Source organism: Stenotrophomonas muris (assembly GCF_052751275.1).
Genome location: NZ_CP199879.1, coordinates 1079889 through 1104642 on the forward strand (window position 1 = coordinate 1079889; position 24754 = coordinate 1104642).

A 24754-nucleotide genomic window follows, 5' to 3' on the forward strand; every position below is an offset into this window, starting at 1 on the left:
AGACGCAGTGGCAGGGCCGATGTCAGGGTGCATCGCGATGTTCCCTGCGTGGCGGCAGCCACACCTGCACGCCCGCGCCCAGGCGGAGCACGCGTACATGCAGCTGCGTGGCCAGCTGGTCGCGGCTGCGCGCCGCGCCGTCTGCACTGCCGAGCAGGGTGACCGGCTGCTGGCGCAGGTGTGCGCCGATGATCCAGGTGTGGCCGCCATGCCAGCGATCCAGGCCCTGGGTGACCTCGGCCAAGGGCGTGGAGACCCAATGCAGGCGACGCTCGCGCCAGGCCAGGGCACTGTGGCTGGCGGCCAGGCCGATGATCGGTGCCTGGCCATCGAAGCGCAGCTGCTGCCCTTCGATGGCCTGCTCACTGCGGGTGCCGCTGTCCACACGGACGCGATGCTCGGTGACGGTGACCACGCTGTCGTTGTCGTGCACGGCAAGGTCGAAGGCCGTGCCGAGCGCGGTGACCATGCCGTGCGTCGTATGCACCTGGAACGGATGCTGCGCATCGGCGGCTACCTTGAACCAGGCTTGGCCGTGCTGCAGCTGCAGCTGGCGGCGCTGTGCATCGATGCGGACATGGACTTCGCTTCCGGGTGACAGCAGCACGTGCGAGCCGTCCGGCAGTACTTCTTCACGGATCTCGCCTGTCGCCGTGCGCATCACCTGCGCGGCCGGTGGTGCGGCCTGGCGGGTATACAGGCCCAAGGCGCAAAGCAGCAGCACGGCAGTGCTGGCGTCGCGCAGGTGCCGGCGCTGCCGCTTGCGCTGATGCCGCTGCAGGCTGGGCGTGGCATCACCGGCCTGCCAGAGCGCCTGCAGGTGCTGGTACTGCGCGGCGTGGCGGCAATCGGCGTAGTACCACTGGTTGAAGGCACGCTCGTCGCGACCGCCGTCGTGGCCGTCCAGCCACCAACGTGCGGCCTCGCGCGCGATCGCCTCCGGGCTCATGCGCCGGGTACCTGCTGCAGCGCCACCAGCGCACGCAGCAGATGGCCGTGCGCGGTCTGCCGGCTGATGCCGAGCCGGCGGCCGATCTCGGCCAGTGCCATCTGCTCCACCCGGGCCAGCAGGAATACCTGGCGCGAGCGCGGTGGCAGCGCGGCGATGATCGCGTCGAGATGGCGCAGCTGTTCGGCGTCCAGCAGGTGCTGCTCCGGCAGCGGTGCAGGATCGGCGAGGGCGTGCAGTTGGGCGTCATCCAGCGCTTCCTCACGACGGCGCTGGCGTTGCCGGTAGTGATCGGCGATCAGATTGTGGGCGACGCGGTACAGGTAGGCGCGGCCGTTGCGCAGCAGGCCGCTGGCGGCGACCTTGATGACACGCAGCCAGGTTTCCTGGACGACGTCATCGGCGTCGCTGCGTTGCGGGAGTTTACGGCGGACATGGGCGTGCAGCGGCCGGTAATGGGCCGCGCACAGCTGCGCGACATCCGTCGGTTCGACAGGCGTGGACACGGGGCGGGCGACAACTGGGAAAGGGAACAGCCCGCGGCGGCAAGGGCAGCGGCTGCACCTTACAGCAAAAGAGAATCATTTGCATCTATCGATGGGCGTGACACGCCTGCCCGGGACGGGAGATCAGCGCGGGCGATAATCGCAGTGGATCTGCAGGGCTTCGGTGGGGTTGTGATGCAGCTTGAAGCCGCAGCGCTGCAGGCTGCGCTTCACCCGCGCGACCGCTTCGGCATGGCGGGCGACGCGACGATCCTGCCAGCGTGGCGGGGTGAATACGCCCACGGGCAGCAGCCGTAGCCGCTTGCCGTGCAGTACCAGCGAGACATCGATATGACGGCCATCGATGTCGTGGCCGTTGGCGCCGAAGATGGCATCGACCTCATCATGGCGTTGCGGATAGCAGGCCCGGAACAACGCGATACCGAGCCAACGCACGCCACGACGGAAGCTGCCGAGCCGGCTGTGGCTGGGTTCGAAGCCGCGCGTGAGCAGCAGTCGCAGCCCGGCAGGCAGCATTGCCTGCGCATCGAGCAGGCGTTGCAGTACCTCTTCTTCCAGCTGGATACGGGTGGAGGGCCAGCGCGGGGCGACCAGCAGCCCGTGGTGGCTGCCGCGTTGCAGGGTCAGCATGCGTGAAGCTTCGCACGCGGGCGAACAGCCGTGGTAGTGCCGGCCGCTGGCCGGCCAGATTCGGGTGCCGGCCAGCGGCCGGCACTACCGTGACGATCGTCAGATGTCGCGGTACTGGATCTGCGAAGCCAGTACGCGCAGGCCGTCGGCATTGCTGGACAGGATGCGCTCTTCGCCGACACCTTTCTGCCGTTTCAGCTGGAAGCCCTGTTCGGCAGGCAGCTGCGCGGCGATGGTGTCCATGCGTTGCATGGCATCGGGGCCGCTGCAGTCGAAGTGGCCCCAGTGGGCGCCATCGCGGTGGATCTGCAATCGGTAGTTCATTGCGGTGTCTCCGGCAGCTCCTGCAGCCAATGGTCGAACATCGCGGTGGCCGCCGCCGCCAGCGGTGCACCGTAACGGCGTGCCTGGGCGCGAAGATCGTTCGGATCGATGCCGGCCTGCGCCAGCTCCAGGGTGTGGCCGATCAGCCAGCGTTCGAACTGGCGGGCATCCAGTTCCGGGTGGCATTGCAGGGCCAACGCATGGCTGCCCATGGCGAAGGCCTGGTGGCGGCAGGCCGGCGTGCTGGCCAGGCGACGTGCACCGGCCGGGAGTTCGAACGCCTCGCCATGCCAATGCAGTACCGGAATGCCCTGCAGGGACTGCAGCGGAGAACGCTGGCCTTCATCAGTCAGCAGCAGCGGCGCAAAGCCGATCTCCTTGCCACCACTGGCGGCGACGTCGGCACCGAGTGCGCGCGCCATCAGCTGCGCGCCGAGGCAGATGCCCAGCGTGGGCCGTTGCTGCTGCAGCCGACGTTGCAACAACGCGATGCTGTCGTTGAGGAAGGGATAGCGATCAACATCGTTGACGCTGACCGGGCCGCCCAGCACGACCAGCAGGTCGGCGGTTTCGGCCGGATCGAGGGTGTCGACACCGGCCTGCAGCACCTGCAGCTGCCAGCCCTGTGCCGACAGCAGTGGCTGCAGGGTGCCGAGGTCTTCAAAGGCGACGTGTTGCAGGACGACCGCGTGCTTCATGCGGAGGCTCCATTGCTGGGCCAGTAGAAACTGTCCGGGGTGGCGCGTGCGCCGAAGATGGCCTGCCCGACGCGGACCACGGTGGCACCTTCCTCGATCGCCACTTCGAAGTCTCCGGACATGCCCATCGACAACTGCGAAAGGTCGATGACGGGAGGTGCAGTGCGCTGCAGCTGGTCGCGCAGTTCGCGCAGGCGCACGAAGCAGGCACGCACGCGCTCGACCTCCGGGGTGAAGATGGCCAGCGTCATCAGGCCGCGCACGCGCAGGCGATCGAACGCTGGAAGCTGCTGCACAAAGGCCTCGACGGCAGCGGGTTCCAAGCCGTACTTGCTGGGTTCGGCGGAGGTGTTGACCTGCACGAACACATCCAGCGTGCGGTCTTCCAGCTGCAGGCGCTGCTGCAGTGCTTCGGCCACGCGCAGGCTGTCCAGCGCCTGGAACTCGCTGGCGAAGCGCGCCACGTAGCGCGCCTTGTTGGTCTGCAGATGCCCGATCACCGACCAGTGCACGCCAAGATCGGCCATCGTCTCGGCCTTGCGTTGCGCCTCCTGCACCTTGTTCTCGCCCAGCTCGCGGCAACCGGCGGCCACCGCCATGCGGATGCGGGCGTCATCGACGGTCTTGCTGACCGGCAGCAGGCGCACGCTGGCCGGGTCGCGGCCGACGCGGGCGCAGGCATCGGCGATGCGTTGGCGCACCGTGACCAGGTTGGCGGCGATCTGTTCAACGGACTGGGCGACGGGCCAGTCGGCAGCGGCAAGGGGCATGCGGGCACCTCCAATGCAGGGTGGCCAGGGTGGGATACACTGGCACAGGACAAGAGATATTTTGGCATAGGACAAAATGAAAATCACCGGGCACAGCGCCGAGTCGATCTTCGACAGCATCCGCGACGGCATCGGCAAGGGTCGCCTGCCGGCCGGTAGCGTGCTGCCGCCGGTGCGTGAACTGGCCGAGCAGCTGGGCGTGAACCGCAACACCGTGGCTGCTGCCTACAAGCGCCTGGATGCGGCGGGACTGGCCAGCACGGCGGGCCGCCGCGGCACGGTGGTGCGTGGCCTGCCGCCGCCGCTGGCGCGCGAGGGCAGCACCCCGGGGCTGGCGCTGCAGGACCTGGCCGGTGGCAACCCGGATCCGCGCCTGCTGCCGAACCTGCGCCTGACCCCGGCGGCGCCGCGGCTGTATGGCGTGGGTACGGTCGACACGAGGTTGCAGGCGCTGGCACGCGCCTCGCTGGATGCGGATTGCCCCGAGGGATATGCGCTGGAGCTGACCCATGGCGCCGTCGATGGCATCGAGCGCCTGCTGGCGGCGTGGCTGCTGCCGGGTGATCGCATCGCGGTGGAGGATCCATGCTTCCTCGGCAGCCTCAATGTGCTCAATGCGTCGGGTCATGCGCCGTTGCCGGTGGCGGTGGATGCCCAGGGCATGCAGGTCGAATCGCTGCGGCAGGCGCTGGAGGCTGGTGCACGTGCGGTGCTGCTCACCCCCCGGGCGCACAATCCGACCGGGGCCAGCCTGGATGCGAAGCGGGCGCGGGCGTTGCGGCAGTTGTTGGCGGCGTACCCGCAGGTAGCAGTGCTGATCGACGATCACTATGCGCTGCTCTCGCAGCAGGCCTATCACTCGGTACTGCCGCTGGATGGGCGGCGCTGGGCGCTGCTGCGTTCGTTGTCCAAACCGCTCGGCCCCGACCTGCGGCTGGCCTGGCTGGCCTGCGATGAAGAAACCGCGATGCGGTTGCGGCTGCGATTGGCATCCGGTATCGGCTGGGTCAGTCACCTGCTGCAGGACGCGGCAACCTCGGTGCTGGCGTCGTCAACGCAGCGGGCGAAGATCGCCTCGGCAGGCGAGCGTTACCAGCAGCGCCTGCAGTCGCTGCAGGAACTGCTGCGCGCGCGTGGCGTGCCGACGCCGCTGCCGATGGAGGGATTGAACCTGTGGCTGCCGTTGCCGGGCGACAGCCATCCGCAGGTGCTGGCGCTGGCCGCGCGCGGATGGCATGTGCGCGCTGGCGAGGTGTTCGCGGTGGCGGCGCCGGCACATGGCCTGCGCATCACCTGCGCGGCGCTGGGCGCGGCGCAACTGCGGCCGCTGGCTGACGACCTGGCGGCGGTGTGCGGTCTGTAGCGTCGAGCGATGCTCGACGTTGCTTCGCCTTTGTAGAGCCGAGCCATACTCGGCTGCTGTTGGTAGAAGCAGTCGAGCATGGCTCGACGCTACAGAAGCAGATCAGGGCGCGGCGTTGGCGCCCGGGCGCACGTAGTGGGACTGGCCGCTGTCATCGACGAACATCAGTTCCGGCTTGCCCTGCCATGAGGTGAGCATGGCGCCGGTGTTGTTCTGGTGCTTGACCATCAGGCTGGCACCACGGTCCGGGTTGGCCACCACCTTGAACACTTCCGTGGTGCCATTGGCATCGTCCAGGGTCAGCACGGCTTCACCGCCGCGATCGCTGGTGCCATAGCCCCCGCGTTCGGAGCCATCCGGGCCGAGCAGGATCAGGCCGGACAGGGCGGTAGCGCGCGGCCCCTGGATACGGCCCCGGCTGAGGGGGTCGGGCACCGGCGCGCCTAGGATCACCCGGGGTTGGCCCGTGCCATCGTGGATGATCAGCCCGCGCGCTTCGATGATGCGCTGTGGCGATTGGCTGCGATGCAGGCTCCAGGCGGTCCAGCCGGAAACCAGCAGGGCGAGTGTGGAGACCACCAGCGTGGTCAGCAGCAGTGCGCGCGGCATCGTGTCGTCCTTCCTTGGATGCAGCGACGATAGCGGATGCGGGCGACCGATGGCCAGTTCATTGTGTGACGCTGTGTATCGTCAATGGAAATCGCGGCTGTGGCTGCGCAACCCCTGCAACAGTTCATCCAGGCAGTGCATGCGCTGCACGATGACATGCTGCACGCCATCGACGCGTTCCAGGCGGCCGTCGATCTGCATCAGCCGGGTATCGACCAGGACCCGGTGCTGGCGATCGGCCAGGTGCCGCCAGACCACGGCATTGACCATGCCGGTCTCGTCTTCAAGGGTGAGGAAGGTAACGCCACTGGCGGTCTGCGGGCGCTGGCGCATGCGGACCAGGCCGGCGATGCGCACGCGACGGCCATGGCCGTGGCCCGCAAGCTGCGCGGCATCCAGGCAGCCGCGGCTGCGCAGTTGCGTGCGCAGGAACGAGATCGGGTGGCGGCCGAGGGTGGTGCCGATGCTGCGGTAATCGGCCTGCATGTCCTCCCAGGCGCTGGGCAGGGGCAGCGGCACGCGTGCTTCAGCGGTGGCGCGGGCCTGGTCGAACAGCGGCAGCCGGTTCTCCACGCCGGAGATATCCCAGCGTGCACGATGGCGATGGCCGCTGAGCCCGCGCAGCGCACCGGCATCGGCCAGCAGGCCCTGCTGGCGGCGATCCAGGGCGGTGCGCTGGCACAGGTCGCCCACATCGTCGAACGGGCGCCGTGCACGTTCGCGCATGATGGCCTGTACAGCCGCTTCATTGCAGCCGTCGACCAGGCGCAGGCCGAGCCGGATCGCGGCCGCGCCCCTGCTGAAATCCAGCGTGCAGTCCCAGTCGCTGTGGCGCACGTCCACGGGAAGCACGCGGATGCCATGCCGGCGCGCGTCCTGCAGCAGCTGGTCGGGGCTGTAGAAACCCAGCGGCTGGCTGTTGATCAGGCTGGCGGTGAACGCGGCCGGATGGTGGCATTTCAGCCAGCAGCTGTTATAGGTCAGCAGGGCGAAGCTGGCGGCGTGGCTTTCCGGGAAACCGTAATCACCGAACCCCTTGATCTGCTCGAACAGGTGCTCACCGTATTCGCGGCTGAAGCCGTTTTTCAACATGCCTGCCAGCAGTTTTTCACGATGCGGTTCCAAGCCGCCACGGCGTTTCCAGGCCGCCATCGAACGGCGCAGGGCATCGGCCTGGCCAGGCGTGTAACCGGCTGCTTCGACCGCCAGCTGCATCACCTGTTCCTGGAACAATGGCACGCCCAGCGTGCGTGCGAACACGCGTTCCAGCTGCGGTGGGTAGAGCGGGTTGTCCGGGTCGTTCAACGCGTCCGGTCCCTGTTCGCGCAGGATCCGGCGCCGCTCCAGATAGGGGTGCACCATGTCGCCCTGGATCGGGCCAGGGCGCACGATTGCCACCTCGATCACCAGGTCATAGAACGTGCGTGGCTGCATGCGCGGCAGCATCGCCATCTGTGCGCGCGATTCGATCTGGAACACGCCGATGGTGTCGGCGGCGCAGATCATGTCGAAGGTCTTTGCATCCTTGGGCGGGATCGCATCCATGCGTCCTTCATGCAGGCCATGCTGTTTCAGCATGGCCAGGCACTTGCGGATGGCGGTAAGCATGCCCAGCGCCAGGCAGTCGACCTTCATCAGGCCGGTGGCATCCAGATCGTCCTTGTCCCATTGGATGACGGTGCGGTCGGCCATCGCCGCGTTTTCCACCGGCACCAGGGTCGACAGGGGATGTTCGGAAATCACGAAACCGCCGGGGTGCTGCGACAGGTGGCGCGGGAAGTCGATCAGCTCGGCGGTCAGCGCCAGCAGGCGCCGCATCAAGGGCGTGTCCGGATCGAAACCGCGCTCGCGCAGGGTTTCCGGCAATGGGATGTTGCCGCCCCAGTGGTCCATCGCCGCGCCCAGTTCGTTGACCTGGTCCATCGGCAGGCCAAGTGCACGCGCCACGTCGCGGATCGCGCTGCGGCCACGGTAGCTGATTGCCACCGCGGTCAGTGCGGCGCGCTCGCGGCCATAGCGCTTGAACACGTACTGCAGCACTTCCTCGCGGCGCTCGTGCTCGAAATCGATGTCGATATCCGGTGGCTCGTCGCGCTCGGCGGAGATGAAGCGCTCGAACAGCAGGTTGCTGCGTGCCGGGTCGATCTCGGTCACGCCCAGCACGAAGCACACCGCGGAGTTGGCCGCCGAGCCGCGGCCCTGGCAGAGGATGTCCTGGCTGCGCGCGAAGCGCACGATGTCCTGCACGGTGAGGAAGTACGAGGCGTAGTTCTTCTGCTTGATCAACGCCAGTTCGTGTTCGATCTGCTCGCGTTGTTTCGGTTCGATGCCGCCTTTCCAGCGCCAGGGAATGCCACGCTCGACCAGCACGCGCAGCCAGCTGTCCGGGTCATGCCCCTCGGGCACCAGCTCGCGTGGGTAGGTGTACTGCAACTGTTCCAGGGTGAAGTGGCAGCGCTCGGCGATGCGCAGGGTCTCGGCCAGCAATTCGGGCGGATACAGTTGGGCCAGCGCGGTGCGCGGACGCAGATGGCGCTCGCCGTTGGGGAACAGGCGCCAGCCAGCCTCGGCCACGCTGCAGCGGTGGCGGATCGCGGTCAGGGTGTCCTGCAGGGCGCGGCGGCGGCGCACGTGCATGTGCACGTCGCCACTGGCGACCAGCGGCAGGCGGTGGCGTTGGCCGAAGGCCTGCAGCTGCTGCAGGCGGCGTGCGTCGTCGTGTTCGTGGTGCAGCTCCACCGCCAACCACAGCCGATCATTGAAGCCGGCGCGCAGCAGTTCCAGGTCGGTGGCGGCCGGTTGCCGGTCCAGCCACAGGCACAGCAGGCCGTCGGGCAGGCCGAGCAGATCCTCGCGCAGGCAGCGGTACTCGCCCTTGGCTGCGCGCCGCCGGCAGGTGGTGATCAACTGGCAGAGCCCGGCATAGGCGGCCTGGTCGGTGCACAGCAGGGCCAGCTTCGGCCCGTCCTCGACCTGGAATTCGGCGCCGACGATCAGCGCCACGCCATGCGCCTTCGCCGCCTGCCAGGCGCGCACGATGCCGGCCAGCGAGCATTCGTCGGTGATCGCCAGTGCCCGGTAACCCTGGCCAGCGGCGCGCGCGAACAGTTCTTCGGCGATCGAAGCACCGCGCTGGAAACTGAAGGCCGACAGGCAGTGCAGTTCGGCGTAGCCGGGCAGTTCGCTGTGCATGGCGGCTCAGCCGAACCAGCCGTGCAGCATCCACGGCGCATGCGGATCGTTGCGCTCACGGAAGGCCCAGCCGCGCTGGCCGTGTGCGGTTTCCACCACGTAGTAGTCGCGGCGTGCGTCGGCCTGGTCCCACCAGCCCGATTCGATCCGCTCCGGCCCGGCGACGATGCGCAGGCGCGGGTCACGCAACGGTTGTGGGGTGTCCAGCAACCAGCCGGGGCGCAGTGGCCAGTACGACGGGGGCTTGGCCGGTGGCTGGGTGCCACTGGCGCGTTCGGGGCGATGGTCGGCCTGCACCGCCAGCGGCTGCACGGCGTCATCACCCAGCCGCGCACGCAGGCGCTCGCGCAGCTGGTTCCAGGGCATCGCCTGCGCCGGCCGGGTATCGAACAGGTCACGCGCGGCGGGCACGAACGGTGGCAGCTGCTCGGCCTGCAGGCGCAGTGCGCGGCTGCCGGCCGGCAGGGCGAACGCTTCCATGCGGTTGCGTGCGATCTCGAACAGCAGCGCAGGATCGCGTTCGGGGGCCAGCAGGCCGATGGTCAGCACGCTGGCCGGCAGCAGGTCGTGCTCGAAATGCAGGTCGAAGCGCTGCACGCCGCCATCGCGCGAACACAGGAAGGCGGCCAGGTCCAGCAGCAGGCGGCGCAGCGGGAACAGCAGGGCCTGGCTGGATTCGATCTCGTATTCGAATTCGATGCGCGCATCGAAACGGTCCGGTGGCTGGTAGTAGCGCAGCGGCGCGGTGGGCAGGCCGCGCAGTGCATCCAGCTGCTGCAGTACCTCCGGTGCGAAGCGCCGGGCCAGGCTGTCACGCGGCAGCTCGAGCACCGCACCCAGCGTGCGCAGGCCGGAACGGCCGAGCACGGTCACCGCGTCGCTGGGCAGGCCGCAGCGCGGCAAGGGTAGCTGTGCCAGTGCCGCTGGCAGCTGCTGCGCATCGATGCCGAGGCCGTCGTGGACGTTGGCCAGCACGCGCGCGGCATGTGCCGTGGGGGCGGCCACCAGGCGGTGGCGGAAACCGAGTTCATGCAGTTCGTTGCGCAGGCGCTTTTCGATCGTCAGCCAGTCACCGAACAGGGCACGGCTGGCGCCGATTTCCAGCACCAGTGCATGCGGGAAATCGAGGCTGACCTGCGAGCTGTAGGCGTAGGCCCAGCTGGCCAGCAGCTGCCGGGTGTGCTGTTCCGCGTCAGGGTCGTAGTCGTGCAGGTGCATGTCCTGCACCAGCACCTGCGCAGCCGACAGCAGCATGCCCGGGCGCAGCCCTGCTGCGCGCGCGGCCGGGCTGACCGCACGCAGCACGCGGCGCTGCGCTGGGCCCTGCAGCAGCACCAGTGGCCGCTGGGGGTCCGGCTGCAGGCGCAGCACGCTGTCCAGCGCCAGCTGCGGCAACAACAGGCAGGCCCAGTGCATGGCGCGGCCTCAGTGGGTGATGGCCAGTGGCAACGGCTGCGCGGGTGGCAGGCCGCCACGGCACTTCAGCACCCTTACCTGGCCGTGGTCGAGCTGCAGGCGCAGGCTGGCCGGGGAGGGGTTGCGCGCTGCCTGCGCCTCGCGGAACACGAAGCCCAGGCACTGGCCGCTGTCGGCGGCGACCTGCAGCCGGCGCAGGGCGCGATCGTCGGCCTGGTGCGGCCAGCACAGCACCGCCGCGCAGGCGGCAGAGCGCAGGCATTGTTCGGCCGCCCACAGCGCCTGCTTCGGCGCAGCGTGGATGATCTGCAGCTGGGCCAGATCCAGCCCGGCCGCGGCCCAGGCCGGGGCATGCGGGCGATAGGGTGGGGCGACCAGCACGATCGGGCGGTCGCGCTGGCTCAGCCTGGCCAGCGCCGGCCAGACCAGGGCCAGTTCGCCAACGCCCGGCGCCGCCTGCAGCACCTCGCACAGCCCGCTGGCCGGCCAGCCGCCGCCGGGCAGGCGTGCGTCCAGCGCCGGGTGGCCGCTGGCCAGGTGGTCGCTGGCCGGCCCCTGGCGGGCCGGGCCGCGCCACAACTGGCGGCCGTCCAGCAGCCGGTCGAGGGCGACGACGGCGCCCATCAGCCGGTCCTCCAAGGGAGGCGCCGGGCGGGCTGGAAGCGGCAGGAACGGGCGGAAACGACAGGCATGGAGCGAGTATCGGCGGGCTGGTATCAGGGGCTGAGACCAGACATGCTACTCGCCTTGTGAGTAGAATTACTAATGAAATTGGCGGGCCGGGTTTCAGGTTGCTGAAGTGGAAAAGGAGTGCCGAGCCAGGTCGGCACCCACAGGGCCCGGTTACGGGCGGACCGGCAGCGCGACCGGGCGCAGCGGCGCGGCATCGCCGCCGCGGATCTTCAGCGGGCCGCCAATGAAGGCGAACTCGTAGACCTTGTCGCGGGCCAGTTCATCCAGCGCCACCAGTTCGATGATCGGCGCGCCCTGCTGGGCCAGCAGGTAGGTGTGCAGCGGCACGTAGTCGTCGGCCACCTCCGAGGGGAAGGTCTCGAAGCTCAGGTTGTCGGCGCCGACGATCATCGCGCCGCTGTCCTCAACCAGGAAGCGCGCCGCGTCCAGGCCCATGCCCGGCGGGTTGGCCATGTAGGCCTTGGGCTGTTCGAACAGGCGCATGCGGCCGGTACGGATCAGCACCACATCGCCCTGCTGCAGCTTCACCCGCTGGCGTGCCAGCGCATCCTTCAGGTCCTGGCGGGTGACGCGGTAGCTGTCCGGCAGCATGTCCACGCCCTTGGCGGCGGCCACGTCGATCAGTACGCCACGCGCGATCAGCGGCGGGAATTTCTCGATGCCGGTGACATTCCAGCCACGATCGCCGAGATGCTTGTCGGCCTCGAAGCCGTTCCAGATCTTTCCGTGGATGCCGAAGTGGTTCAGCGCATCGATGTGGGTGCCGGTGTGGCTGTACATCGAGAACGCGGTGCCGGTGTAGCTGCGGGTGAGGTTCATGCTCTCGCCCACGCCCATCGGATCATCCATCACCGTGCCGCGCGGGGTGTGGGTCATCCAGAACTGGTAGTGCGGGTCGCCGGCGTCCTGCCAGCTGGGCATGCCGACGTAGTAGTCGGTGGCCAGGTCATAGGCCTTGCCGCCGCTGACCCGCGACAGGATCGCCGCACGCGAGGCTTCGGTAATCAGGTTGAGCCGGCCGATCTCGTCCTTCGGCCCCCAGGGGCTGGTGCCGACCTGCTGGCCGGAGGGAACGCGTTCGTGCGCGGACACGGTGGTGGACGCCGCGGTGCCGGCCAGCAGCAGGGCCAGCGCGCTGGCCAGGATACGTGGGGTCATGGGGGAATCTCCTTGCAGGGTGGGGAGGGTGCGGCTCAGGCCGCGACCAGGGGCGCCAGGGCCTGGCGCAGTTGCGGCAGCGGCAGGGTCTGCAGGCGCAGGCCGTTGCCGCCGATCACGGTGGGAATGGAGCGGATGCCGAGGGCAGCGGCGTCGGCACGATCGGCCTGCACGCGCTGGCGCACTGCGTCGCTGCGCATGTGGTCAGCGAAGGCACCACGGGGATGGCCCAGTGATTCGGCGATATCCAGCAGCACTTCGGCGTCGCCGATGTTGCGGTGCTGGTGCAGGTGCGCCCATTGCACCGCGTCGAACATTGCGCCATGGGCATCATTGCCGCCGATCAACCCTGCGGCCTGGCAGGCCAGTGCGCCGAGCCAGCCGGAGGGATATTCGAAGTCCTGTGCGCGCATGCCTTCGATATCGATGCGCGCGCTGTCTTCATGCGCGGCGCAGTCGGTCCAGTGGCGCAGGATGATCGCCTTGGCGCGCTCCATCGAGCCGAACACCTCGACCATCTGCGCGCGCGAGTCCTGCAGCACGAAGCTGCGATGGCGCACCTGGATGCCGAGTTCGGCCGAGACCTGCTGCAGGCGCGGGGCCAGCACGAAGCACCAGCCGCAGACCACGTCGTGGAAGAAGTCGACCACCGGCGCGGCGGTGGCGGGGGAAGGAACGGGAGACATCTGCCTGCCATCGGTGAGAGGGAGGCGGCAGATTAGGCAGCGCGGCGGGGCCGAAACAGCGCGCCGTGGGCAGCTCAGTTTTCGCTGGCGGTTACGAATCCAGGCCGGCGCAGCGGGGCAGCTCGGCGTGCAGGAAATCGATGAAGGCACGCACCTTGGGTTGCAGGTGGCGCGACGTGGGATAGACCGCATGCACGAAGCGTGGCGGATAGCGGTGGTCGGGCAGCACCTGTTGGAGTTCGCCACGGGCCAGCGCTGGTGCCGCCAGGAACGAGGGCAGGGCGCCGATGCCCATGCCGGCCACCAGCAGGTCGCGCAGCAGCAGGCTGTTGTTGACGGTGACGCGCGCCGGCAGGGTGATGGTCACCTGCCCATCCGGGCCGAGCAGCGGCCAGCTGCCGGGGGAGTCGGACAGGCTGTAGGCCAGCACACTGTGCACCTGCAGATCGTCCACCGACTGCGGTGCTGGACGCTGCCGCAGGTAGGACGGGGCAGCGCACAGCACCTGTTGCAGCGAGGCAAGCCGGCGCGCCACCAGTCGCGAGTCGTCCAGCTCGGCACGCAGCCGCAACGACACATCGAAACCCTCACCGACCGCATCGAGCAGGCGATCTTCCATCACCAGGTCCAGCGACAGCTGTGGATGCTGTTGCAGGAAGCGTGGCAGCAGCGGCGACAGCGTGCTCAGTGCGAACGACTGCGGTGCATTGACACGCAGGCGCCCGGCCACCTCGCCACGCTGTTCGGCGATGCCACGTTCCAATGCGTCCAATTCGTCGAGCAGGCGGCAGCATTCGCGGTAATAGGCGTGGCCGGTCTCGGTCAGGCTCATGCGCCGCGTGGTCCGCTGCAGCAGCACCACGCCCAGGTGCGTTTCCAGCGCGCGCAACTGCTTGCTCAGCCCGGCCGGCGACATGCCCAGGTCTTCGGCAGCGCGGGCCAGCCCGCCGCGTTCGACGATGCGGCGGAAGGCGCGCATCAGGTTGAAGGAATCCATGCCGGTACCGGGCGCGATGAGGGCGCCATTGTAGATCCACGCCATCCGTGGGTGGGGGAAACGCGGTGTCGGCCAAAGGGGGGATATCCACCGAGGCGGGGCGGGTTGCGCCGTTTGTTCAAGCGCGCAACCGTCGTGCCGCGCCAGCATGCAGGCCCCTCACGTTCCGGGTTGCCCATGAAACACTGGATCCTCCGCCTGTATGCCCCGTTGTTCCTGCTCGGTTTCGTTGCCGCCGCCGTCGTCTGGGTCGGCCACCTCCATGGCGATCCGCTATGGCTGCTGGCCTTGCTGGCGGTCGCCATCGCGGTTTCGTTCGCTGCCGAACGTGCCTGGCCGTATGACCCCGCGTTCAACCACGACCACGGCGACAGTCTGCGTGACACCCTGCATGCACTGGTCAACGAAAGCCTGAACCTGCTGTCGATCGCTGCGGTGCCGCTGCTGGCAGCGCTCCTTCCGTGGCAGCTGTGGCCGCTGCAGTGGCCGTTCGTTCTGCAGGTACTGCTGGCCATCGTCTGCGCCGACCTTGGCATTACCCTGGTGCACTACGCCAGCCATCGCATCGGCTGGCTGTGGCGGTTGCACGCGGTGCATCACAGCGTCACCCGCATGTACGGCTTCAACGGCTTGATGAAGCATCCGTTGCACCAGGCGGCCGAAGCAGTGGGCGGCGTACTGCCGCTGCTGCTGTTGGGCCTGCCGATGCCGGTGGCTGCGGTGCTGGCCTTCGCCATTGCCATCCAGCTGCTGCTGCAGCACTCCAACGTGGACATGCGCCCGGGCCTGCTGGGCCGGGTGATGGCGTGGGCGCCGCTGCACCGCTTCCACCACATGCGTTACGGCACCGCTGGCGACGTCAACTTCGGCCTGTTCCTGACCGTCTGGGATCACCTGCTGGGGACCGCCTTCGATGCGCCGGGCTATCGGCTGCAGCAGCGCGACCTCGGCATCGGCAGCCAACCGGACTATCCGCGCGATTATCCGGGACAGCTGCTGGCGCCGTTCCGCGAACTGCCGCACGGCGAGGTGCCGGAGCTGCCGGAAGGTCTGCGCAGGCGCGGATGACCGTGTCAGGCCGCGTGAAGCTGCAGGCCCTGCAGCTGCGCGGCACCGATACCGAACATGCGGCGCAGGCTGCGCGACAGATGGGCCAGATCGGCGAATCCAGCGGCATGCGCACTGTCGGTCAGGGTGTGCCCGCGCAGATGATGCATGAGTGCGCGGCGCAGCCGCTGCCACAGCACCCAGCCGCGCAGGGTCACCGCCAGATCAGACTGGAAACGCCGGTGCAGCTGGCTGGTCGACAGGTGCGCCGCCCCGGCGATATCGGCGGCCGGCACCGGGCCGGGCAGGTGCTGGGCGATACGGGCCAATGCCGCCTGCACGCGGCGGTCCAACGGTTGCGGGCGGCTCAGCCGGGGCAGCCAGCCGTGCAGTTCCAGCGCGTTGCCCGGCAGTGCGTGCAGGTATTGCTGGATCTGTGCGGGATTGGCATGCGTCGGCTCAAGGAACACCGTGCAGCCTGCTTCTGGCGCTAACAGGATCGCGTGCGGCTGGAATGACGGCAGCCACAGCCGCTGGCCTTGCTGCTGCACGCCATCGACCTCGACCTTCCAGGCTGCGCCATCGCTGAGCAGCAGTTGATGGGCGTAGTGCGCGTGCGCGGCGCTGTCACCGGCATGACCCTGCAGCACGGCCACGTGAGCATCCAGCAGCAACGTGCCATTCCAGGGCAGGGCGGGGGAGGACATTGAGGGATTGTAGATCCACGCCATGCGTGGATGAATCTCAATCGAAATCGATTATTTCGACAGACGGATTCACGGCGTCCCCGCAACCGGCCCCCACCCCCGCCAACCCACAGGAAGCCCGCTTTTGCTTCGGCTGTTGCTTCTGAGGTTGCCGGCCAGCGGCCGGCACTACCGCGGGTGCCGGGCGCCGCCCGGCCGTGCGCCCCCTCAGCGCCCGTGCGGATCCGGCCGGTGATGCACGTATTCAACCACGGTGCCATCGGGATGCACCGCATTGAACGCCGCCCCGGTCGGGACTACCTGCAGCGGGAAGATGATCTCGGCGCCGGCGGCGACCAGTTTGTCGTGATAGGGCCGAACGTCATCGACCAGCAGTGTCCCCGTGGTCGAGGTGAACGGTGCCAGTGCCGCCTGGCTGCCTTCGATCAGCAGGAAGGCGCCGACCATCGCCAGGCGCAGCCCGGCTTCCGGGAACGGGAACCCCGCATCGGCTACCACGCCCTGCAACTGCTCGTAGAACGCCACGCTGCGCTCCAGCTCGCCCGGGGCCACAAACACCCGGATCAGCACGCGCGGCGCGCGCTGGCTGGAGGTGTCACAGCGGTCGCGCCAGAGATGATCGAAGTCGCGATGTACGGTCATGGGCTCGATTCGTGGCCAGGGATCTCCATTATCAGCAGCCTCGCGCGGCGCGCTGATGACCGCCAGTGATGGCCTGATAACCATTGGCCGGGTTGCCTCTGTGACTTAGGTCCTGTTGACAGGTGTGAACGCCCTCGCACAATCTTCACAGGATTGGGTCGCCCTGCGCGGCCCGGGCAGGCAGGTTGTCACGCCGGGAGGAGGGTCCCGCGCGCAGACCGGCCCGTCCATCGGCCTGCGGGGCGTTGCTTGGCAACCCCTGCGCGGCATGAACGCTGCACCCTTCGGCGGCACTTTCCCTGGACCGATTGCCTTGGCAACGGAATTACGCCTGCCGATGAAAACGTTTACAAAACCGCTTGCACTGTCTCTGGCCCTGTCTGCCGCACTGGCCGCTCCGGCCTGGGCCGACCCGGCCGCGTTCACTGTGCTGACCCTGGAACAGGCGCCCCACGCCGAGGCGATGCCGGCGCTGGCCGCGCAACTGAAGAGCCTGAAGGTGGACGCGGTGAGCGTGCGCCAGGTGCAGCGCGGCATCGGCCAGGTCGATCCGCTGCAGGTGCTGGCCGATGGCCTGGGCTACGAGTACCGCTTCATTGCCGCCGGCAAGGACGATGGCCAGACCCAGCGCGGCCAGGCTGTTCTGACCCGGCTGCCGATCGCCGCTGAATCCGGCCCCGACCAGCCGGGCCTGAACTACCTGCGCCTGGACGACGGCCGCCACACTGTGGCGGTCTATACCGATGCCGGTGCAGGTGCGGCGCAGCTGCCGGCGCTGGTCACCCGTTCGCGGCTGGGTGCACCGGCGGTGCTGCTCGGCGCGGTGGCCGGTGAATCGGCCAAGGCCGCAGGCTTCGATCCGGCGCGTGTGGCGCTGGAAGCCGATGCCAGCTATTTCAGCGACGGCTTCCAGGCCGCCAGCAGCGCGCCGTTCAAGGTGGAAGGCAGCACGCTGCGTGCCACCCTGCTGACCCTGGCCTATGCCGCCGACAAGCACGGCGACACGCCGTGGATGGACACCACGCTCAACGCCGATGCGCGCGCTGCGCTGCTGCTGAAGGCGATGACCGAGGATGAGAAGTTCCAGATGCTGCACAGCTACTTCGGGCTGGGCAAGGACGGCGGCCCGCTGCCGGAAGGTGCGGTCGGTTCGGCCGGCTTCGTGCCGGGCGTACCGCGGCTGGGCATCCCGTCGCAGCAGTCGGCCGATGCCGGTGTCGGCGTGACCAATCCGGGGGGCATCCGCCCGGGCGACTTCGCCACGGCGATGCCATCGGGCCCGTCCACCGCATCGAGCTGGAACCGCGAAGTTGCCTTCGCCGGTGGCGCCACGATGGGCCGCGAGGCGTGGCAGCAGCGCTTCAATATCCTGCTGTCGGGCAGCGTCAACCTGCAGCGTGACCCGCGCAACGGCCGCAACTTCGAGTACGCCGGCGAAGACCCGCTGCTGGCCGGCTCGATGGTTGGCGCGCTGATCCAGGGCGTGCAGAGCCAGCACGTGATCTCCTCGATGAAGCACTTCGCGCTGAACGACATGGAGACCCGTCGCAACTTCCACGACGTGCGCATCGGCGAACAGGCCATGCACGAGTCGGACCTGTTGGCCTTCGAGATCGCGCTGGACGCCGGTCGCCCGGGCGTGGCGATGTGCTCGTACAACAAGATCAACGGCACCTACGGCTGCGAGAACGGCTACCTGATGAACCAGGTGCTGAAGCAGGAATGGAAGTTCCCCGGTTTCGTGATGTCCGACTGGGGTGGCGTGCACAGTGGCTCGAAGGCTGCGCTGGCCGGCCTGGACCAGCAGTCGGCAGGTGAGGTGTTCGACGCGGCGGTGTTCTTCGATGAACCGCTGCGCCTGGCCGTGCATGGCGGCGTGGTGCCGCAGGCGCGCCTGAACGACATGGTGGCGCGCATCCTGCGCACGATGTTCCTGCATGGCAACTTCGACAACCCGCCGCAGCACCAGAAGGTGGATGCCGAGGCCGGCTTCGCCGTTGCCCAGCGCACGGTGGAGGAGGGCAGCGTGCTGCTGCGCAATGAGGGCAACCTGTTGCCGCTGGCCGACAGCGTGAAGCGCATCGTCATCATCGGCGGCCATGCCGACAAGGGCGTGATCGGTGGCGGTGGTTCATCGATGGTGGGCGTGACCGCCAAGGGCACCAACGCGGTGCCCGGCGTGATGCCGACCACCTGGCCGGGCCCGGTGATCTTCCATCCGTCCTCGCCGCTGGAATCGCTGCGTGCGGCGCGCCCGGACGCGACTATCACGTATGTGGATGGCACCAACGCCGCTGCTGCGGCCAAGGCGGCCGCGCAGGCGGATGTGGCCATCGTGTTTGCCACGCAGTGGGCTGCCGAATCGGTGGACCTGCCGGACATGCAGCTGCCGGACAACCAGGATGCCCTGATCTCGGCAGTGGCCAAGGCCAACCCGAAGACCGTGCTGGTGCTGGAAACCAACGGCCCGGTGCGCACACCGTGGCTGGCGCAGGTGCCGGCGATGCTGCAGGCCTGGTACCCGGGCATCCGCGGTGGCGAAGGCATTGCCGCACTGCTGACCGGCCAGGTCAATCCGTCCGGCCGCCTGCCGGTGACCTGGGTGACGGACGAATCGCAGCTGCCGCGCCCGCACATCGACGGCCTCGGCTTCAAGCCGGCCAAGCCGTTCGGTGATGTGTTCGATTTCGATATCGAAGGCGCCAACGTCGGCTACAAGTGGATGGCGGCCAAGGGCCTGACCCCGACCTTCGCCTTTGGCCATGGCCTGTCCTACACCTCGTTCGCCTATGACAACCTGAAGGTGAGCGTGGAAGGTTCGCGCCTGGTCGCCAGCGTCGACATCCGCAACACCGGCAAGCGCGCCGGTGCCGACGTGGCCCAGCTGTACCTGAAGCTGCCGGCCGGCAGCACCACGCCGATCCGCCTGATCGGCTATGACAAGGTGACCCTGCAGCCGGGCGAACAGCGCCGCATCCGCATCGAAGCCGAGCCGAAGACGCTGGCCCACTACGATGCACAGGCGCGCCAGTGGAAGATCGACGGTGGCACCTACCAGGTGCAGCTGTCGCGCAACGCCGCCGAACCGCTGCAGACGGTGGACGTGCAGCTGGTGGAGCAGGTGCTGCGCTGAGGCTTGAAGGCACGGCCCGCAAGGGCCGTGCCTGAAAAAGGGGACGGAGGGGATTAAGTCGTTTATGCATAAACGACTTAATCCCCTCCGTCCCCTTTTCATATGGCGAACCACCCGCGCAGGAAATCGATCAGCTGCCGCACCTTCGGCGAGGGCTGCGTGCTGTGCGGGTAGACCGCGTACACGCTCTGCTGCGGGAAGCGGTGCTGGCGCAGCACCGGGCGCAGGCGGTCCTGGGCCAGGTCGTCCTCGATCAGCCAGCGTGGCAGCACGGTGACCCCGGCGCCGGCCACGGCGAAGGCGCGCAGGCTGCTGGCACCATCCACGCGCACCACTGCATTGCCCGGATTGGTGGCAAACAAGGCGTCGCTGCCGTCGGGCGCGACCACCGGCACGTCGGCCAGGCGCGGGTAACCCAGGCGGGGCAGGGTGCCCAGCTGGGCCGGGTCATCGGCCGCATCGGCAGAGGGCAGGCGTGCCAGCAGTGACGGAGCCGCCACCGCGCACAGCGGGTGCCGTTCCAGTTCACTGGCATGCAGGCCCGAATCGGGCAGACGGCCGAGACGGATCGCCAGGTCGAAGCGCTCGGGAATCAGGTCTGCCGGCGCGGGAGACGTGGACAGATGCAGCTGCAGGGCCGGATGCCGCGCACGGAAGGCTTCCAGTGCGGGAATCAGGCGAAGCTGCGCGTACTCCGGGGTGGTGGTCAGGCGCAGCACACCCTGCAGCTGGTGCTGGTCGCGCCGCGCGGCATCGATTGCCGCCTGCGCGGCATCCAGCGCCTGTACGCAGTGCTGCAGGAACTGTTCGCCAGCGTCGGTCAGGGCCAGGTGGCGGGTACTGCGCAGCAGCAGGGTCACGCCCAGCTCCTGCTCCAGCCGCTTCAGGTTGAAGCTGACCACCGCACGGCTCAGGCCGAGCCGATCGGCCGCTGCGGTCAGGCTGCCGGCCTCGACCACGGCACGGAAGATATCGAAGCGATCGAGGCTGACCATGGCGATTCATTGTCAAAACAGATTTGACAGTGTTGCAGGTGTTGTCGTGTTTTTCCAACAAAGCCCGGACGGCATGCTGGACGCTTCCTTGCTGGAGCGCCGCCGATGCCGTCCCCCCGCCTGCGCCATGAGGCGATCTTCCTGCTGGTGTTCGCCCTGGATCTGGTCAACATGTTCATCGCCACGGTGGCCTATCCGGCACTGGCAGCGGAACTGCACGCTGATGTCGGTACCCTGGCCTGGGTGGGCACCGCCTACATGCTGGGCCTGAGCGTGGTGATTCCGCTGGCGCCCTGGTTGGCCGCGCGCTGTGGTGAGCGTCGCCTGCTGCTGGTGGCGTTGCTGTTGTTCGCGGTTGCCGCTGTGCTGGCCGGCGCCGCACCGGGTATCGGCTGGCTGCTGGGCTGGCGCCTGCTGCAGGGGCTGGCCGGTGGCCTGCTGATTCCGGTGGCACAGGCGGCAGCGTACCGACAGTGCACGCCGGACCAGCGTGGCGCGCTGACCCGCCGCATCCTGCTGGTGGCGCTGCTGGTGCCCGCACTGGCGCCGGCGCTGGGCGGGTTGCTGGTGCAGTGGTTGTCCTGGCGCGGCGTGCTCTGGGCCAGCCTGCCGTTGGCGGTGGTGGCGATCGGCCTGGTGCTGGCCTGGATGCCGGCCGATGGCGCGCGCAGTGCGCCGCGCCTGCAGGCCTATGCGCTGTCCACCGCGATGCTGGCGCTGGGCGCGCTGCTGCTGGCGCTGACCTGGCTGGGTGAACCCGGCCATCGGGCCGCCGGTGCCGTACTGCTGTTGATCGCAATGCTGTTGGCGGCGGTCCACCTGCGGCATGCACGGCAGCAGGCGCAGCCCCTGCTGCGCTGGTCGCTGCTGTCCCATCGGGGCCTGCGCCTGGCGATGCTGGTCTATCTGGCAGTGCCCGGTGTGTTCATCGGCAGCCAGCTGGTCAGTACCCTGCAGCTGCACCAGGCCGGTTACAGCGCGGCACGCATCGGCGCGTTGATGCTGCCCTGGGCGCTGGCCTCGGCCATTGCGATCACGGCCAGCAAGCGCCTGCTGGCGCGCTTCGGCCCGGCCACGGTACTGCGTACGGGCATGCTCCTGCAGGCCAGCGGCCTGCTGTTGATGGCGCTGCTGCCGCAGCCGGCCTTCGCGTTGGCCGGGCTGCTGTTCGCGCTGATGGGCGCCGGCGGCAGCCTGTGCAGCAGCACCGCGCAGACGCTGGCCTTCCATGGGGTCGAGGGCGAAGCATTGGGCGATGCCAGCGCACTCTGGAACCTCAACCGCCAGCTCAGCTTCTGCCTGGGCACCGCGGCCATCGCGCTGCTGCTGGCATTGGCCATGCAATGGCTGCCGGCCCACGCCACCGGCATGGCGCTGGGTCTGGCCGCGGTACTGACCCTGCTGCCGATGGCGCTGCTGCGCCGGCCGCAGTTGCTCACCCTTTCGCAACCGGAGAACATCTGATGGATACCACCGCAGAACATGAAATCCACCACCTGCACGACAAGCTGCAGGCCTGGTTCCGTGCCGATGTCGGCGCCGATGCGCTGGAGGATCTGATGGCGCACTTCAGCGCGGACTTCAGCATGGTCGGCATCGCGGGTCGCCGATTGGATCGGCAAGCCGTGCAGGCGTTGTTCGCGGGCGGTCACGGCGCGCGCCCCGGGCTGCGGATTTCCATCGACGCCGTGCACGCGGTGGAAGCGCCTTCACCGCTGGCGGTGCTGCGCTATCGCGAAGGGCATTCGCTCGATGGCGGCACGCCTGCATGGCGGGAGTCACTGGCGGTGCTGCGGCAGGAAGAGGGTCGCTGGCGCTGGCTGGCACTGCATGAGGTGGTGGTGGCCTGATGTTGTAGAGCCGAGCCTACGCTCGGCTGCTCTTCGGGTAGGTCGCGGCGGTCTGAGCCGAGCGTGGGCTCGGCTCTACAGGACGCACTGCCCCCACATTGGCCGCACATGTGCCATCAGTCCTGCCTGCATCCACCGCAGAATGCAAAGCCCGCACACACTTCATGGCTCGGGGCAGGAGTAGGCTTGGAGCTTTCCTGCCGGGAGGGGTTGTCCATGCGTGTGCGTGCCGTCGCTGTAGCCATTGCCCTTTGCCTGTCCAGCGCCGTGCTGGCCGCCGATACCCCGCCGATGACCCCGGACATCAGCGGCAAGCCCTTCGTTGCCCCCGATGTCGGTCGTGACTACGACAAGCGCGTGGTGATGGTGCCGATGCGTGATGGCACCAAGCTGTATACGGTGATCGTGGTGCCCAAGGGTGCCCGCAATGCCCCGATCCTGCTGACCCGCACCCCCTACGACGCTGCTGGCCGTGCCAACCGCAGTGACTCGCCGCGCATGCGCGACCTGCTGCCACAGGGCGACGAGGTGTTCGTCGACGGCGGCTACATCCGCGTGTTCCAGGACATCCGTGGCAAGTACGGCTCCGAAGGCGATTACGTGATGACCCGGCCGCTGCGCGGGCCGTTGAACAACACCAGGGTGGATCACTCCACCGACGCCTGGGACACCATCGACTGGCTGGTGAAGAACGTGCCGGAGAGTAACGGCAAGGTCGGCATGCTCGGCTCGTCGTACGAGGGTTTCACCGTGGTGATGGCGCTGACCGACCCGCACCCGGCACTGAAGGTGGCCGCGCCGCAGAGCCCGATGGTCGATGGCTGGATGGGTGACGACTGGCTCAACTACGGTGCGTTCCGCCAGGTCAACTTCAACTATTTCGCAATGCAGACCGAGAAGCGCGGCAAGGGCACGCCGCTGCCCAGCCTCGGCTATGACGACTACAGCACCTTCCTGCGCCTCGGTTCGGCCGGTGACTACGCGCGTTTCACCGGCGTGGACCAGCTGACCTGGTGGAAGAAGCTGGTCGAGCACCCGGCCTATGATGGTTTCTGGCAGGGCCAGGCGCTGGACGCGGTGATGGCCAAGACACCGTTGAAGGTGCCGACCATGTGGCTGCAGGGCCTGTGGGACCAGGAAGACATGTGGGGTGCCAACCACGCCTACCAGGCGATGGAAGGGCGCGACAGCGGCAACAACCGCAACTATCTGGTGATGGGCCCGTGGCGGCACAGCCAGGTGAACTACGGCGGCAGCGAGCTGGGTGCGCTGAAGTTCGATGGCGATACCGCGCTACAGTTCCGTCGCGATGTGCTCAAGCCGTTCTTCGACCAGTACCTGGTGGATGGCGCGCCGACGGCCGATACGCCGCCGGTGCTGATCTACAACACCGGCGAAAACCACTGGGACCGCCTGAAGGGTTGGCCGCGCAGCTGCGACAAGGGCTGTGCCGCCAGCAGCAAGCCGCTGTACCTGCGCGCCGGCGGCAAGCTGGCGTTCCAGGCACCGGCGGCGGGCGAGGGGGACTTCGAGGAATACGTGTCCGACCCGGCCAAGCCGGTACCGTTCGTGCCGCGCCCGGTCCGCTTCGGCGACCGCGACATGTGGACCACCTGGCTGGTCAAGGACCAGCGATTCGTTGATGGCCGCCCGGACGTGCTGACCTTCATCACCGAACCGCTGACCGCGCCGCTGCGCATTGGCGGCGCGCCGGTGGTGCACCTGCAGGCTTCGACCAGTGGCACCGACAGCGACTGGGTGGTGAAGCTGATCGACGTGTATCCGGACCAGGAAGCGTCGACGCCGGAGATGGGTGGCTACGAGCTGCCGGTGTCGCTGGCGATCTTCCGTGGCCGTTACCGCGAAAGCTTCAGCGATCCGAAGCCGCTGGCCGCCAACCAGGTGCTGCCGTACCGCTTCGACCTGCCCAACGCCAACCACACCTTCCAGAAGGGCCATCGGGTGATGGTGCAGGTGCAGTCCAGCCTGTTCCCCCTGTATGACCGCAATCCGCAGACCTACGTGCCGAACATCTACCTGGCCAAGCCGGGCGATTACCAGAAGGCCACGCAGCGGGTCTGGCACAGCGCAGCGCAGGCCAGTTACATCGATCTGCCGGTGTATTGAGGTTGATGAGTACGCCGGGTGCGCGATGCCCGGCGGCGGTAGTGCCGGCCGCTGGCCGGCATCCGCGACGGCGCGAGAGCGTGTCGACCAAGGTCGACACCTACCGGGGCTGAGTCATGGCATGTCGAATCAGGCGGCTTTGGTAGTGCCGGCCGCTGGCCGGCTACCGCGACGATGCAGGAGCGTGTGGACCAAGGTCGACACCTACCGGGGCTGAGTCATGGCATGTCGAATCAGGCGGCTTTGGTAGTGCCGGCCGCTG

General features: G+C 68.3%; 22 protein-coding genes. 6 read left to right on the forward strand and 16 right to left on the reverse strand.

The genetic code is table 11. The features are described 5' to 3' along the window. Positions 1 to 22: 22 nt before the first annotated feature. From ACUVWL_RS04820 to ACUVWL_RS04845, 6 genes are all read right to left on the reverse strand, one after another. Positions 23 to 949, reverse strand: coding sequence for a FecR domain-containing protein (locus ACUVWL_RS04820; protein ID WP_262093136.1), 927 nt, complete (start codon positions 947 to 949; stop codon positions 23 to 25). Next, a complete protein-coding gene (locus ACUVWL_RS04825; protein WP_049440958.1) occupies positions 946 to 1455 on the reverse strand; it encodes an RNA polymerase sigma factor in 510 nt (169 codons plus the stop codon). Before ACUVWL_RS04825 ends, ACUVWL_RS04820 begins: the two co-directional genes overlap by 4 nt. A gap of 123 nt (positions 1456 to 1578) precedes the next feature. Further along, complete coding sequence (locus ACUVWL_RS04830) at positions 1579 to 2085, reverse strand: hypothetical protein (RefSeq protein ID WP_014647517.1); 507 nt, start codon at positions 2083 to 2085, stop codon at positions 1579 to 1581. A 99-nt stretch (positions 2086 to 2184) separates the two neighbouring features. Continuing rightward, complete coding sequence (locus ACUVWL_RS04835) at positions 2185 to 2409, reverse strand: hypothetical protein (protein ID WP_014647516.1); 225 nt, start codon at positions 2407 to 2409, stop codon at positions 2185 to 2187. Beyond that, on the reverse strand, positions 2406 to 3107 hold the full coding sequence (locus ACUVWL_RS04840) for a glutamine amidotransferase (RefSeq protein ID WP_111205925.1): 702 nt from the start codon (positions 3105 to 3107) through the stop codon (positions 2406 to 2408). The genes ACUVWL_RS04835 and ACUVWL_RS04840 overlap by 4 nt, the downstream gene beginning before the upstream one ends. Beyond that, positions 3104 to 3877: a YggS family pyridoxal phosphate-dependent enzyme gene (locus tag ACUVWL_RS04845; protein WP_041863572.1), complete on the reverse strand. Its 774-nt coding sequence runs from the start codon at positions 3875 to 3877 to the stop codon at positions 3104 to 3106. Before ACUVWL_RS04845 ends, ACUVWL_RS04840 begins: the two co-directional genes overlap by 4 nt. A gap of 76 nt (positions 3878 to 3953) precedes the next feature. Here ACUVWL_RS04845 and ptsJ point away from each other — a divergent pair, with 76 nt between their 5' ends. Continuing rightward, a complete protein-coding gene (gene ptsJ, locus ACUVWL_RS04850) occupies positions 3954 to 5240 on the forward strand; it encodes a MocR-like B6 salvage transcription factor PtsJ (protein ID WP_046431219.1) in 1287 nt (428 codons plus the stop codon). Positions 5241 to 5342: 102 nt separating this feature from the next. On the opposite strand, the gene ACUVWL_RS04855 is transcribed toward ptsJ, so the two are convergent. From ACUVWL_RS04855 to ACUVWL_RS04885, 7 genes are all read right to left on the reverse strand, one after another. Further along, positions 5343 to 5849 carry a hypothetical protein gene (locus ACUVWL_RS04855; protein ID WP_049440952.1) on the reverse strand — a complete coding sequence of 169 codons (507 nt, stop codon included), beginning with the start codon at positions 5847 to 5849 and terminating at the stop codon, positions 5343 to 5345. Positions 5850 to 5930: 81 nt separating this feature from the next. Beyond that, complete coding sequence (locus ACUVWL_RS04860; protein WP_032957267.1) at positions 5931 to 9041, reverse strand: error-prone DNA polymerase; 3111 nt, start codon at positions 9039 to 9041, stop codon at positions 5931 to 5933. A 6-nt stretch (positions 9042 to 9047) separates the two neighbouring features. After that, positions 9048 to 10457, reverse strand: coding sequence for a Y-family DNA polymerase (locus ACUVWL_RS04865; RefSeq protein ID WP_046431214.1), 1410 nt, complete (start codon positions 10455 to 10457; stop codon positions 9048 to 9050). Between the two features lie 9 nt (positions 10458 to 10466). Further along, the gene (gene imuA, locus ACUVWL_RS04870) at positions 10467 to 11081 is read right to left on the reverse strand and encodes a translesion DNA synthesis-associated protein ImuA (protein WP_014647509.1); all 615 of its coding nucleotides are present in this window, start codon (positions 11079 to 11081) and stop codon (positions 10467 to 10469) included. Between the two features lie 219 nt (positions 11082 to 11300). Next, positions 11301 to 12308, reverse strand: coding sequence for a cyclase family protein (locus ACUVWL_RS04875; RefSeq protein ID WP_049418880.1), 1008 nt, complete (start codon positions 12306 to 12308; stop codon positions 11301 to 11303). Positions 12309 to 12343: 35 nt separating this feature from the next. Then, entirely contained in the window at positions 12344 to 12994 is a 651-nt protein-coding gene (locus tag ACUVWL_RS04880; protein WP_014647507.1) for a DsbA family oxidoreductase, read from the reverse strand. A gap of 91 nt (positions 12995 to 13085) precedes the next feature. Continuing rightward, a complete protein-coding gene (locus ACUVWL_RS04885) occupies positions 13086 to 14036 on the reverse strand; it encodes a LysR family transcriptional regulator (protein ID WP_014647506.1) in 951 nt (316 codons plus the stop codon). Between the two features lie 132 nt (positions 14037 to 14168). On the opposite strand from ACUVWL_RS04885, the gene ACUVWL_RS04890 reads away from it, so the two are divergent. Continuing rightward, a complete protein-coding gene (locus tag ACUVWL_RS04890) occupies positions 14169 to 15059 on the forward strand; it encodes a sterol desaturase family protein (protein WP_032960191.1) in 891 nt (296 codons plus the stop codon). A 5-nt stretch (positions 15060 to 15064) separates the two neighbouring features. Here ACUVWL_RS04890 and ACUVWL_RS04895 read toward each other — a convergent pair whose 3' ends face one another. Both ACUVWL_RS04895 and ACUVWL_RS04900 read right to left on the reverse strand, forming a co-directional pair. Further along, positions 15065 to 15769: an AraC family transcriptional regulator gene (locus tag ACUVWL_RS04895; RefSeq protein ID WP_343229549.1), complete on the reverse strand. Its 705-nt coding sequence runs from the start codon at positions 15767 to 15769 to the stop codon at positions 15065 to 15067. A gap of 183 nt (positions 15770 to 15952) precedes the next feature. After that, positions 15953 to 16387: a VOC family protein gene (locus ACUVWL_RS04900; RefSeq protein ID WP_014647503.1), complete on the reverse strand. Its 435-nt coding sequence runs from the start codon at positions 16385 to 16387 to the stop codon at positions 15953 to 15955. A 337-nt stretch (positions 16388 to 16724) separates the two neighbouring features. On the opposite strand from ACUVWL_RS04900, the gene ACUVWL_RS04905 reads away from it, so the two are divergent. Continuing rightward, a complete protein-coding gene (locus tag ACUVWL_RS04905; protein ID WP_014647502.1) occupies positions 16725 to 19520 on the forward strand; it encodes a beta-glucosidase family protein in 2796 nt (931 codons plus the stop codon). 98 nt (positions 19521 to 19618) lie between these two features. On the opposite strand, the gene ACUVWL_RS04910 is transcribed toward ACUVWL_RS04905, so the two are convergent. Next, the gene (locus ACUVWL_RS04910) at positions 19619 to 20515 is read right to left on the reverse strand and encodes a LysR family transcriptional regulator (RefSeq protein WP_126412509.1); all 897 of its coding nucleotides are present in this window, start codon (positions 20513 to 20515) and stop codon (positions 19619 to 19621) included. A gap of 105 nt (positions 20516 to 20620) precedes the next feature. Between ACUVWL_RS04910 and ACUVWL_RS04915 the strand changes: the two genes are divergently transcribed. From ACUVWL_RS04915 to ACUVWL_RS04925, 3 genes are all read left to right on the forward strand, one after another. Continuing rightward, entirely contained in the window at positions 20621 to 21979 is a 1359-nt protein-coding gene (locus ACUVWL_RS04915) for an MFS transporter (protein WP_049440944.1), read from the forward strand. After that, on the forward strand, positions 21979 to 22365 hold the full coding sequence (locus tag ACUVWL_RS04920) for a DUF4440 domain-containing protein (protein WP_049440941.1): 387 nt from the start codon (positions 21979 to 21981) through the stop codon (positions 22363 to 22365). The genes ACUVWL_RS04915 and ACUVWL_RS04920 overlap by 1 nt, the downstream gene beginning before the upstream one ends. A 216-nt stretch (positions 22366 to 22581) precedes the next feature. Next, positions 22582 to 24492, forward strand: coding sequence for a CocE/NonD family hydrolase (locus tag ACUVWL_RS04925; protein ID WP_014647498.1), 1911 nt, complete (start codon positions 22582 to 22584; stop codon positions 24490 to 24492). Positions 24493 to 24754: the final 262 nt, after the last annotated feature.